This window comes from Mammaliicoccus sp. Dog046 (assembly GCF_034039665.1).
Classification (GTDB): domain Bacteria; phylum Bacillota; class Bacilli; order Staphylococcales; family Staphylococcaceae; genus Mammaliicoccus.
Genome location: NZ_CP120131.1, coordinates 230,064 through 242,753, shown reverse-complemented (window position 1 = coordinate 242,753; position 12,690 = coordinate 230,064). Strand labels below are relative to the sequence as shown.

11 protein-coding genes are annotated in these 12,690 nt (G+C 35.2%); 7 read left to right on the top strand and 4 right to left on the bottom strand.

Annotated features, from left to right (window positions below; translation table 11 throughout):
- Positions 1 to 5: 5 nt before the first annotated feature.
- Together P3U32_RS01145 and P3U32_RS01140 are read right to left on the bottom strand one after the other, a co-directional pair.
- Positions 6 to 1,508, bottom strand: a complete 1,503-nt coding sequence (locus tag P3U32_RS01145) for a long-chain-fatty-acid--CoA ligase FadD (RefSeq protein ID WP_323703771.1) — start codon at positions 1,506 to 1,508, stop codon at positions 6 to 8.
- A 24-nt stretch (positions 1,509 to 1,532) separates the two neighbouring features.
- Positions 1,533 to 3,101, bottom strand: coding sequence for a fatty acid degradation protein FadX (locus P3U32_RS01140; protein ID WP_323703770.1), 1,569 nt, complete (start codon positions 3,099 to 3,101; stop codon positions 1,533 to 1,535).
- A 538-nt stretch (positions 3,102 to 3,639) separates the two neighbouring features.
- Here P3U32_RS01140 and P3U32_RS01135 point away from each other — a divergent pair.
- Positions 3,640 to 3,942 (top strand): hypothetical protein, encoded by a 303-nt coding sequence (locus P3U32_RS01135; protein WP_323703769.1) that lies wholly within the window; start codon positions 3,640 to 3,642, stop codon positions 3,940 to 3,942.
- Positions 3,943 to 4,263: 321 nt separating this feature from the next.
- On the opposite strand, the gene P3U32_RS01130 is transcribed toward P3U32_RS01135, so the two are convergent.
- The gene (locus tag P3U32_RS01130) at positions 4,264 to 5,187 is read right to left on the bottom strand and encodes an AEC family transporter (RefSeq protein ID WP_323703768.1); all 924 of its coding nucleotides are present in this window, start codon (positions 5,185 to 5,187) and stop codon (positions 4,264 to 4,266) included.
- 519 nt (positions 5,188 to 5,706) lie between these two features.
- Here P3U32_RS01130 and fni point away from each other — a divergent pair.
- The 4 genes from fni to P3U32_RS01110 all read left to right on the top strand — a co-directional run bounded on the left by fni (position 5,707) and on the right by P3U32_RS01110 (position 9,921).
- Entirely contained in the window at positions 5,707 to 6,759 is a 1,053-nt protein-coding gene (gene fni, locus P3U32_RS01125; RefSeq protein ID WP_323703767.1) for a type 2 isopentenyl-diphosphate Delta-isomerase, read from the top strand.
- A gap of 160 nt (positions 6,760 to 6,919) precedes the next feature.
- A complete protein-coding gene (gene mvk / locus P3U32_RS01120) occupies positions 6,920 to 7,852 on the top strand; it encodes a mevalonate kinase (RefSeq protein ID WP_323703766.1) in 933 nt (310 codons plus the stop codon).
- The gene (gene mvaD / locus P3U32_RS01115) at positions 7,849 to 8,832 is read left to right on the top strand and encodes a diphosphomevalonate decarboxylase (RefSeq protein ID WP_323703765.1); all 984 of its coding nucleotides are present in this window, start codon (positions 7,849 to 7,851) and stop codon (positions 8,830 to 8,832) included. The genes mvk and mvaD overlap by 4 nt, the downstream gene beginning before the upstream one ends.
- Before the next feature lie 12 nt (positions 8,833 to 8,844).
- Positions 8,845 to 9,921: a phosphomevalonate kinase gene (locus P3U32_RS01110; protein ID WP_323703764.1), complete on the top strand. Its 1,077-nt coding sequence runs from the start codon at positions 8,845 to 8,847 to the stop codon at positions 9,919 to 9,921.
- Between the two features lie 537 nt (positions 9,922 to 10,458).
- Here P3U32_RS01110 and P3U32_RS01105 read toward each other — a convergent pair.
- A complete protein-coding gene (locus P3U32_RS01105) occupies positions 10,459 to 10,929 on the bottom strand; it encodes a peptide-methionine (S)-S-oxide reductase (RefSeq protein ID WP_323703763.1) in 471 nt (156 codons plus the stop codon).
- A 93-nt stretch (positions 10,930 to 11,022) separates the two neighbouring features.
- On the opposite strand from P3U32_RS01105, the gene P3U32_RS01100 reads away from it, so the two are divergent.
- Positions 11,023 to 11,499: a GNAT family N-acetyltransferase gene (locus P3U32_RS01100; RefSeq protein ID WP_323703762.1), complete on the top strand. Its 477-nt coding sequence runs from the start codon at positions 11,023 to 11,025 to the stop codon at positions 11,497 to 11,499.
- Between the two features lie 197 nt (positions 11,500 to 11,696).
- Positions 11,697 to 12,644, top strand: coding sequence for an oxygen-dependent tRNA uridine(34) hydroxylase TrhO (locus P3U32_RS01095; RefSeq protein ID WP_323703761.1), 948 nt, complete (start codon positions 11,697 to 11,699; stop codon positions 12,642 to 12,644).
- The last annotated feature ends 46 nt before the right edge of the window (positions 12,645 to 12,690 follow it).

The window sequence follows — 12,690 nt, the reverse complement described above, 5'->3', positions numbered from 1 at the left end:
GATTTTTACTTTGTGTTTTTTGCGTTAATCATCTTCTTAATTTCTAATTTGTCTGGTTTAGATGTTGCTGTTAAAGGCATTTTAGTTACTTTTAAATATATTTTTGGCACTTTATATCGCGCTAAATTCGCTGTCATATGTTCATCTAATTTTTCTTTAAAGTCTGGGTCATTCTCTGTTAACAATACAGCTGCTGCCACATCTTCACCGAATTTCTCACTGTCATATCCCACGACAACACATTGTGCAACCAATGGATGTGATGCAAGGACATGTTCGACTTCAGACGGCAAGACATTCTCTCCACCTGTAATGATTAACTCTTTCTTACGATCGACAATAAATATGTCTCCGTCTTCATCTATACGGGCAAGGTCTCCTGTTAAGAAATAGCCATCATGAAATGTTTTTGCAGTTGCTTCAGGTTTATTCCAATAGCCCGGTGTCACATGTTTCCCTTTAATCGCAAGTTCTCCTATTTCTCCGACAGGCGTTTCATTGAAATCTTCATCAAATAAACGCGTTTCGACAAACATAACTGGTTTGCCTATACTCATCGGTTTTTTTAGCGAATTATCCGGTGTATTCACTAATGATAACGGTGCTTCTGTTAAACCATAACCATTGATAATATTGAGTCCCATGCTCGCGAATTTCTTCTGAACACCTAACAGTGGTGCTGATCCTCCTTGAATGAGATAATCTACATTTTCAAAATTCTTAACATCAAAGTTTGGTTCAACAAGCATGGCATAATACATTGTCGGTATAAGTGTTAAATAATTCGGTTTGTACTTTGCCATTAAATCATTGAGTTGCACACCTTCAAAGTATCGGTGCAACACAAGTGATCCTCCAGACATTAATAACGGTACCGTTAAATCATTAAAACCAAATACATGGAACATCGGTAATGAAACAATTGTTGTAAATTCGTCATTCACTTTATACGTTAAAATCGCATTAATCGCATTTGAAACAAATGATTCATATGTGAATTCGACGCCTTTAGGAACACCTGTCGTTCCACTCGTATACATTAACGCTGCCGTTTCATCTCCATTCACATCTGCTGCTTTAAACGGTTTATGATGTTCCGGATTAACGAGCGCATCATACGCTGGTGAATCTATATCCATATACAAATAGTCATCTGCTATACCTTGTAAACTGCTTAAATGTTTATTTGCATAGAAGATTTTCTTAACGCCTGAATCTTTAATCACACTTTCTATTTCAGTTGGCTTCAAACGCCAATTCATCGGAAAATATATTGCGCCTATTTTAAATGAAGCGAATAATAAATCGATTACTGAAACATCATTTGGAGCAAAAATCCCTACGACATCTCCTCTGCCTATACCTTGATCTTGTAAATGGTTCGCTAAGTTTTCAGCACGAATATTCAACTCTTTATACGTCCACTCAGTTCCTTTTAACGGATCAATCACCGCTGCTTTATCATCATCATCAAATTGTGCTCTTGTCTTAATCCAATCGTAATTCATAATAAATGACCCCCTTAATCATTTTTAACCATTGTCTTTAATACATTGCTTCAATTCTCCCCAAGTTGGTTGATAAATATCCTTGTTAATGATGCTAATATGTTCTGCAATCTTCGGTTGAAAATCTAAATGCGCGAGTACATCATTTTCTAAATCTAAACCAGGAGCAACTTCAATCAAAGTCAGTCCATCATCCAACAACTGGAATACCGCTCGTTCTGTAACGTAATAAACTTCTTGGCCACATTCTCTTGAATACTCAGCATTGAAGTCCATATTATGAACTTGTTCAACAAATTTCTTTGAATGTCCTTCTTGGTCGATGACTAAACCATCTTCATTACAAGATGACTTGCTTCCAACAACCATCGTTCCGGAGAAGATGATTTTCTTAACGGTTTGACTAATATCAATGAATCCGCCACAGCCATTCATTCTATCGCCGTATTTAGACACGTTCACATTGCCAAATTGATCTACTTCCGCAAAGCTTAAGTAAGCAATATCTAAACCACCGTTATAAATAAAGTCCCAAGTCATTTCATGTCGCATTCGGGCATCTAAGTTATAGTTCATCCCGAAATTTTGGCCACTACCAATCAATCCACCAAACACGCCAGTATCTATATTCAGTTGAACTAAATCTTCAACTCGCTCCTCTACTAAAAGATTCGACAACTCGTTGTTAATACCAAATCCGATACTTACGACGTCCCCTTCAGTTAAAAATCGCGCCGCATTTCTTAAAATTACTTTTCTTACACTGAAATCATTGTTAGGTTCTTGCGGACCACTCACGGTGTATTCACCTGTCAGCGCCGGATGATAATCAAGCTGTGGAATCTGTCTATGATATTTCGGATTATCATTGACCACGACATAATCAACTAGCTTTCCAGGTATGAAGACTTCGGTCGGTTTAAAACTGCTCTTCTCTACGACATCTTTCACCTGTACAATCACTTTGCCGCCATTTTGATGTGCAGCTAATGCGACACCATATCCTTCGCCTAAATGAGATTCCTGTGTCATGTAAATATTGCCTTCTTGATCGGCATATGTTCCGCGCAATAAAGCAACATCTACTTTAGGGAACTTATACTGCAAATATTCTTCTCCATTGATGTCTATCAAACTGACTAAATCCTCTTTCGTCAGTTCATTCACTTTGCCACCGGTATATCTCGGATCTACTGATGTATTTAATCCGATTTTAGTAATCGTGTGAGGAAATTGTTGTAATGACTGTCGATAATGCGTCGCGATCAATCCTTGAGGTAAGAAGTAAGCCTCAATTTCATTATTCTTCATCGCTTCAATCGACTTTGGTGAACTGATCATAATACTCATTACGAACCGTTTGACCATGCCACGACTTACAAATGAATCTAAATCATAACCATCACCACGATAATCACTCACATCATTAGCTACCATAAAGGTTAAATCATCTAAATTACCATATTCGTCATGCGCTTTAACAAGATGTTTGAGTATATTAACAGGCAAATTACAAACAGATAAAGCAGCTAAGGCAATCACATCACCTTTATTAACAATATTTTTTAATTCATTGAACGAAATCACTTTCATACGATTACCCCTTATCTCAACATGATTTCAACCATCCCTTGATATACTCTCTTTAAAATGTAAGCCCTTACATAACTAAATATAACATAGTACAAATGTAAAACAAAAGCAAAAAGATATACAACAATATCTTTTTATTAATAAAAATCAATAATTCACAACATATCTTTGTATCACTTAACATACCGTCGTTCTAAACATAAAATTAACAATCAACCTAACGTTAGGTCTACATTCTGTTAATCAAAGTGGAATTACAAAACAGCGAATCATTATGCAAATATAATTTAATGTTTAATTTTGCAATTCAATAATACACAACTTTATACAACCTATCGCTAGATAACGCCATTCATTTCATGCAAAATTCCAGAACACATCATGCACAAATTATTTTATATATGTAATAATTCACTACGAGTTTTTGAGCAAACAGTTTGAAAATATATCGGTGTAATTATACACTATAGTTAATAAACCTATCCCTTTTGGACCCATGTGATCATTCAATAAATCGTAATTAAAGGAGGTCATTCAAATGACTGTAGAAGAAAAAAATCTTATCAATGTCAATCGTCAAAACGAATTACGTTCATCAGAAATTTCTATTATGATTGAAGAAGGTGGCCTTGGCGCAGATAGTTATTACCAAATCATTAAACCAAACGCTAACGAGAAAGAAACCGAAGAAAACATTTTCCAATTTGAAGAAGAAGTCAGTCATAAAGAAGACGAAGAATTAGTAGAGTTACTTATCGCTAACGCTCAAGAACATTCAGCCGATCAATATAAAGAAGCAATGAATATTATCAAAGCCGAATTACTCATACGCATGAAGTAAATGAAAATAAAAACAATCCCTCTAATGGGATTGTTTTTATTTTCTATCTCGTTAAATTTTCTAACAAGATTGTTTCCTAGAACTATCTCGTTAGCACATTGTTTTCTCACTTTTTGTAGCTAATTTAAGCTTTTGAGAGGTTTATATGATCGCTAACGGGATTGTTTTTATTTTCTATCTCGTTAGATTTTCTAACAGGATTGTTTCTCAAAACTATCTCGTTAGCGCTATATTAAAAGCATGCGCAAAAAAATGCCGACAAATATACTTTGTCGACACTTTGTAAAGACTGGGATTATAACGTAATGTCCCACTCCTTTTTTAAAACAGAATATGTGAAAAATGAATCACAACTACAACCGTAATTGAACTAAATAATGTTGATAAAAACACTAACTCTGCTGCTAATTCAGGATAGTTATCATATTCTTGAGCAATCACCGAACTATTAACAGACGTTGGCATTGCTGATGCGATAAATAATGTTTGTGCTATGATGCCATCCAGTCCCATACATTTTATAATGACAAATGCAATTGCTGGTCCAACGACTAAACGAATTACTATGTATATATAAGATGACGACCACTTGAAGCGCAATTTAATATTCGCAATTTGAGCGCCTAATAGAATTAAAGCCACAGCAATCATTGCATCCGACAAATAACTCACCGTTGTCCATAGAAAACCAGGAATCGCTATATGATTATAATTCAAAATAATCGCAATGACTAATGCATAAATAATAGGCATCTTGAAATAATTGAGCAGCGCTTTAAGTTTGCCCACTTGTACAGATTGAATTGCAAATATTCCATAAGTAAACGTGAATACATTCTGCAAAGTAAGAATAATAACTTGTGCTGACATAGCTACGGGATCACTTTTAAATACGATGTCATTTAGAGGCGCACCATAGTTCCCAGAATTAAAGAAGAGCACACTATTCATTAACGTCGTTTCTTTCCCTTTGTCTAACTTTTGTAATTTCGAAGTAAGTAACGCCACTATGTATAAGATGATGATATAAATCAAGAAGAAGATAACGATGTAGAATAATAAATGCACTGCTAAATCTGATTTATAAAATTTTGCAAAAATAAACCCAGGCACAAATACATTTATATTTAACTTCGCTAAAGTTCGTAAATCCAACTTAACACGCTTTTGTAAAACATAACCGAGTGCAGTCATTAAAAATATCGGCACCACTACGGTCAATAAAATATTAAACATTTCCGCCACACTGGCACCCCCCATTTCAAACAATATATGTTATCGCTTTCATACAATCATAACATTTTTTATCATTTATGAGCGCGTGTATTTTTAAAAATTAAAATAAAACGTCTAGGTATGATTCCCAGACGTTTTGTATATTTTATTCAAAGTAATTATGTCCGTTACACCTCTCTTACGGACAGTATTCCGAATTGTGTCCGTTACACCTCTCTTAGGGACAGTATTTCGAATTATGTCCGTTACAACCTTCTTACGGACAGAATCCTGAATTGTGTCCGTTACACCTCTCTTACGGACAGAATTCCAGATTATGTCCGTTACACGCGCTTAATCTCACTTTCTAATTCACACTCCCATTCAATCGCCATTGTAAAAGTACAATTCCCCTCCTTAAAAGTACAAAATATCCTCATTTTTTCTTATTAAAATGTGCAGTTGTTTATATTCAATATAACAACTGATATAATATGATTGATATTAATACAAATTTTTCAATTATATAAATTCATGGAGGACAAATGAATGGACGACTCATTAAGAAGTAGAAGAAAGAATGAACATATTCAATTAGCTTTGGATACTTATCAAACAGCAGGGACTGATTTTGATAAGGTACAACTAATTCACCAATCCATTCCTTCAATTAATAAAAATCAAATCGACTTATCTGCTCGATTCCCTCATTTCACATTTAAATATCCTTTATATATAAACGCGATGACTGGTGGAAGTGAAAGAGCGACAGAAATCAATAAGCAGCTAGCTCAAATTGCCAAAGCTTGTGAAATTCCAATGGCCGTGGGTTCTACACATTCTGCTTTAAAAGATCCAAACGCTGCATCTAGCTTTACCATCGTTAGAGACGCACACCCTGATGGAATCATCTTCAGTAATGTTGGTGCTGATATTCCTTATGAAAAAGCGAAAAAATCTATCGAACTTTTAAATGCGGATGCTTTACAAATACATGTGAATGCACCTCAAGAATTAATCATGCCTGAAGGTGACACTCAATTTGAAAATTGGTTAACGAACATTCAAGAAATTCAAGAGAACATTGACGTTCCTGTCATTATTAAAGAAGTTGGCTTCGGCATGAGCGCTGAAACGATTCAAAAAATAAAAGACATCGGCATTCAATATGTCGACATCAGCGGTAGAGGCGGTACAAACTTCGCTATTATTGAAAATGAAAGACGACCTTTAAAAGATATGGCCTTCTTAAATCAATGGGGTCAAAGTACAATCCAAAGCTTATTAGAAGCAAAATTACTCAATGCTGATATCAATATTCTAGCAAGTGGCGGTGTTAAGAATCCGCTTGATGCGATTAAAGCATTAGTTCTAGGTGCACAAGCAGTTGGTCTTTCAGGATATATCCTAAAATATTTAGAAGAATCTGGCGTAGATGAAACGATTGAACATATGAAACAATTTATTGAACAAATGCATGTTATCGCAAATTTATTGAATGCATCTCAACTTTCTGATTTAAAATCAGTAGGCTATGTATTATCACCAGATTTACAAACGTATGTAGATCAACGTTCAAAAGTAATCCATCGTTCAAATTAATTCGACTTTTATGACGGATTAAAAGGTAATTAAATACCGTTTTATAGTCACAAATCTGTAATATATTGATTAAACTTTTTGAATATATGAAGATAGAGCTTTATAATAAGAAAGAATGTTTACAAAAATAAAATAAGAAATACTAAAGGTGATCGAAGATATGGCACAAATTGGATACGGGGAAGCAAATGGGAAAGTTATTTTAATAGGAGAGCACGCTGTTACATTTGGACAACCAGCAATCGCTATTCCATTTACAACAGGTAAAGTGAAAGTAACAATAACAGCACTTGCTCAAGATAATCCTTCATATATTCATAGTGATGTATATGATGGACAATTATCCGATGCACCCGAACATATTAAAGCTGTTATTTCACGCTTTATCGAGCAACATCAAATAGATAATCCTATCGATGTTGAATTTGAAACGAACCTCCCCCCTTCAAGAGGTCTAGGTTCCAGTGCTGCTATGGCTATCGCCTTTGTTCGTGCAAGCTATGATTATTTAAAACAAACACTTACAAATGAACAATTAATAGAAGAAGCGAATTGGGCTGAACGCATTGCTCACGGAAAACCAAGTGGTATAGATACACAAACGATTGTTTCTAACAAACCTGTTTGGTTCCATCAAGGCAAAGTCACAACATTAAAATCTTTAAACCTTGATGGATATATGGTTGTCATCGATACTGGTGTTAAAGGTTCTACTAAACAAGCAGTTGAAGAAGTGCATCAATTATGTAATCAAGACGCTACTTATATGAGTTATGTTGAACATATTGGCCAATTGGTATATGAAGCAAATGATGCAATCGAACATCATGACTTTAATCAATTAGCCAGTGTATTTACACTTGCTCAAGATAATTTGCGTAAGCTCACAGTTAGCCATGACAATATCGAAGCTTTACTTGAAATGAGTAAACACCAAGGTGCAACAGCTGGGAAACTAACAGGTGGTGGCCGTGGCGGTAGCATGATTATTCTTGCACAGAATTTAGATATCGCTGAGAAGGTTGCAATGGCAGCTGAGAAATTTGGCGCACATCATACATGGATTGAAAACTTAGGAGGTCAACGCGATTGAATACAAGTGGCAAAGCCCGTGCACACACAAATATTGCTTTAATTAAATATTGGGGAAAAGCCGATGAAGCATTAATCATTCCCATGAATAATAGTTTATCAGTGACACTTGATAAGTTTTACACTGAAACAAAAGTGACTTTTAGTCCTGAATATACGAAAGATACGCTCATCTTAAACGGAGAAGAAGTGAAAGATGATCAAGCGAAGAAGATTCATCGTTTTATGGATCTTGTGAGAGAACGCAGTCATACATCACAATACGCTTATATCGAAAGTGTTAATTACGTACCAACCGCTGCAGGCCTTGCTTCTTCAGCAAGTGCGTATGCGGCATTAGCGGCAGCTTGTAACGAAGCGCTTCAATTAAATATGTCTGAGAAAGATTTATCAAGATTAGCACGTAGAGGTTCTGGTTCTGCATCACGAAGTATTTATGGTGGATTTGCAGAATGGGAAAAAGGTTATGACGATGAAACTTCTTATGCTAAATCAATCGACGCTCAAGGTTGGGAAGATGATTTAGCAATGATTTTCGTTGTAATTAATAACCAATCTAAAAAAGTGTCTAGTCGCTCAGGTATGTCACATACACGTGAAACTTCTCGTTTCTATCAATATTGGCTAGATCATGTTGATCAAGATATCGCAGACGTTAAACAAGCAATCGAACATAAAGATTTCAAACATTTAGGTACGGTTATTGAGGAAAACGGATTGTGCATGCACGCAACAAACTTAGGTTCTCAACCACCATTTACTTATCTCGTTGCTGAAAGTTATGAAGTAATGGATATTGTACATCAATGTAGAGAAGCGGGTTATCCTTGTTATTTCACAATGGATGCTGGACCTAATGTTAAAATTTTAGTCGAAAAGAAAAACCAACAATATGTTATCGATGCTCTACTCGAATCTTTTAATAAAGAACAAGTAATTGCGAGCGATATCACACATACAGGAATTGAAATTATTAAATAAGGAAGAGATAACATGATTCAAGTCAAAGCGCCGGGTAAACTGTACATTGCTGGAGAATATGCAGTTACAGAACCTGGATATAAATCTGTATTAATCGCAGTGGACCGATTTGTAATGGCTACAATTGAAGATACCAACTCAGCTTCTGGGTTCATACACTCTAAGACATTACATCATGAGCCAATTACTTTTAAGAGAGAGCAAGATAAAATCATCATTTCGGATACAAACGCAGCAGAACAACTTAAATATATTACGCAAGCAGTTGAAGTATTTGAACAATACGCAAGAAGTGCAAATGTTACTTTAAGACATTATCACATTACAATAGACAGTAACTTAGACGATGCATCTGGTCATAAATACGGACTAGGTTCTAGTGCTGCTGTTTTAGTATCTGTCATCAAAGGTTTAAATGAATTTTACAATATGCAATTATCCAATTTATTTATATATAAACTCGCTGTTATCGCAAATATGAAATTACAAAGTTTAAGTTCATGTGGAGATATCGCTGTCAGTGTTTATACAGGATGGTTAGTATATAGCACATTTGATCACGATTGGGTTAAACAACAAATCCAGGAAACATCAGTTATGGACGTTCTACATAAGAATTGGCCAGGACTTCATATTGAACCCCTTCAAGCACCCGAAGGCATGGAAGTACTTATAGGATGGACAGGCTCACCCGCTTCTTCTCAACATTTAGTTAGAGAAGTTAAACGACTTAAAGCTGACCCTACCATCTATGGACAATTCCTTGATCAATCACAAATGTTTGTAGAGCAACTCATCAAATCATTTAAAACAAATAATATCAAAGGCGTTCAAGAAACCATTAGGAAGAATCGAACAGTCATACAATATTTAGATTCATTTGTAACAATCGATATCGAGACACCACATTTGAAAAAACTGTGCATCATTGGAGAGAAGTATGGCGGTGCTAGTAAAACATCAGGTGCTGGTGGTGGAGATTGCGGCATCACAATTGTCGAGAATGATAAAAACAAACAAAAAATATATGATGAATGGGCAAAGAATGACATCAAACCATTAAAACTCAATATATATAACGGACAATAAAAAACGATTGGGCTACAATATGAGCCCAATCGTTTTTTCTAGTTCTATAGAGTGGTATTGAATGTTGCAAGTGAAGGCCGACTTGCAACATTGAGACGTTGAACTTTGCTAGTGATGCCTGACTTGCAACATTGAGACGCTGAACTTTGCTAGTGACGGCCGACTTGCAACATTAAGGCTGGCTAACGGGATTGTTTCTCATAACTATCTCGTTAGCGTATTGATTTCTCACTTTTTGCAGTTAATTTAAACTCTTAGGCGCTTTATATACACTCTAACGAGATTGTTTTCATTTTCTATCACGTTAAATTTTCTAATAAGATTGTTTCTCATAACTATCCCGTTAGCGTATTGATTTCTCACTTTTTGTAGTTAATTTAGACTTTTAGGTGCTTTATATACCCTCTAACGAGATTGTTTTCATTTTCTATCCCGTTAGAATTTCTAATGGGATTGTTTCCCAGAACTATCTCGTTAACCTTATCAATCAAACATTTTTTGCGCTGACTCCTGCGAGAACATGGCCGCTTCCCTATTTCATTTATATTTGTTCATTAATCCTTTTGGAATATGACAATAGTCATCAGGATATTTATCAAGTCTATCTTGATGTATCTCAGCACTTTTCACGTAATTTAACAGGGGTTTCACTTCTACTTTTATTTGTTTGGCGTCTTCTCTACCATCTATATACTGTTGTGCTATTTCTAAATGACGTTCATATGTACTATATACACCTGTTCTATACTTCAATCCGATATCTTCACCTTGTTGGTTTACACTATAAGGATCAATGATGTCGAACAACTCATTCATTAAATCTGTAACTGTCACAACATCTGGATCAAATACTATCTTTACACACTCTGCATAACCATCATATTCACCTTCAAGTTCACAACTCGAACCATTAGCCCTACCTGCTTCTGTCTCAACCACACCGGGAATTGTTTTCACAAAGGCTTGCACACCCCATAAACAACCACCAGCTAAATATATAGTTTCCATGTGTAACGCTCCTTAATAATAGTAATTCGATTATACATGATTATGATACAATGACCATAATCATAACCAAACTAAAAACGGGAGGCTACGACCATGCAATTAATAAGATACAATGACACTTACTATCAATCTATTCTGGACTATCAAATCAATGATGACCAATTACAATTCACGAAATCACCAATAGAAAATCTTAAGTTATCGAAAAATAATCCAAACCGTCATTGTATACTTGGACTCAATAATCAAAATGAAGTAGTCGTATTTTTTGTGTTACATGAATACTGTGAATTTACAAAGCACTTCACCACACCAGCTGAATCTACTATTTTCGTAAGGTCATTATCAACCGATGAACGTCATTTAAGAAAAGGCTATGCAAGAGAAAGTTTAGCTCAATTAGACCACTTACTGTCTAAACAGATGCCACATATCAAACATATCGCTCTACTTGTTGATAAACCAAACCACATCGCATATCAGCTATACATTAGACTTGGTTTTAAAGATATCAATATAGATGTTAATCACACTGGCACAATCCAAACATTAATGTTGAAGGATCTATAAAGCAATACAATCCAGAATAAAAACGATTACATATTGTTTTACAAAATCAAACAATTGAAAAATGCAACTTTTTTGATACAATATAATGAGGATAAAAATGTGCGCACTTATAAAAGTCATCATTACCAAGCAGGAAACACTCAATCAGACATTAATTATATATGCTTAAATTAAGAAAAATAAGAGGAGAATGAAACATGGATTATAGAGTATTATTATTTTACAAATACACAACAATTGAAGACCCCGAAACTTTCGCTGCTGAACATTTAGCATTCTGTAAAGATTTAGAATTGAAAGGACGTATTTTAGTAGCTTCTGAAGGTATTAACGGTACACTTTCAGGTACTAAAGCAGATACTGATAAATACATCGAACAAATGAAAGCTGACGAAAGATTTGAAGGCATTACATTTAAAATCGACGAATCTGAAGGTCATACTTTCAAAAAAATGCACGTTCGTCCAAGACCTGAAATCGTTGCTTTAGATTTAGAAGATGATGTAAACCCTAGAGAATTAACTGGTAACTACTTATCACCTTCAGAATTTAAAGAAGCATTATTATCAGATGAAACAATTGTGATTGATGCAAGAAACGATTATGAATACGATTTAGGACACTTCCGCGGTGCCATTCGTCCTAACATCACTCGTTTCAGAGACTTACCTGACTGGATTAAAGAGAACAAAGAACAATTTATGGATAAAAAAATCGTAACTTATTGTACAGGTGGTATCCGTTGTGAAAAATTCTCAGGTTTCTTACTTAAAGAAGGATTTGAAGACGTTAGCCAGCTTGAAGGCGGAATCGCAACTTACGGTAAAGATCCAGAAACAAAAGGCGAATATTGGGATGGCAAAATGTATGTCTTCGATGATCGCATCAGTGTAGAAGTTAACCAAGTAGACAAACAAATTGTCGGTAAAGAATGGTTCGACGGTACACCATGTGAAAGATATATCAACTGTAGTAACCCAGAATGTAACCGTCAATTCTTAGTAACAGAAGAAAACGAACATAAATACTTAGGCGCATGTTCACACGAATGTGCTGAACACGAAAGCAACCGTTACGTAAAAGCACACAACATCAGTGACGAAGAAAAAGCAAAACGCCTAGAAAACTTCAAAGCATTAGTATAGAAAAAAGACGCTCCTATGAGCGTCTTTTTTTCACATCTATTAATGT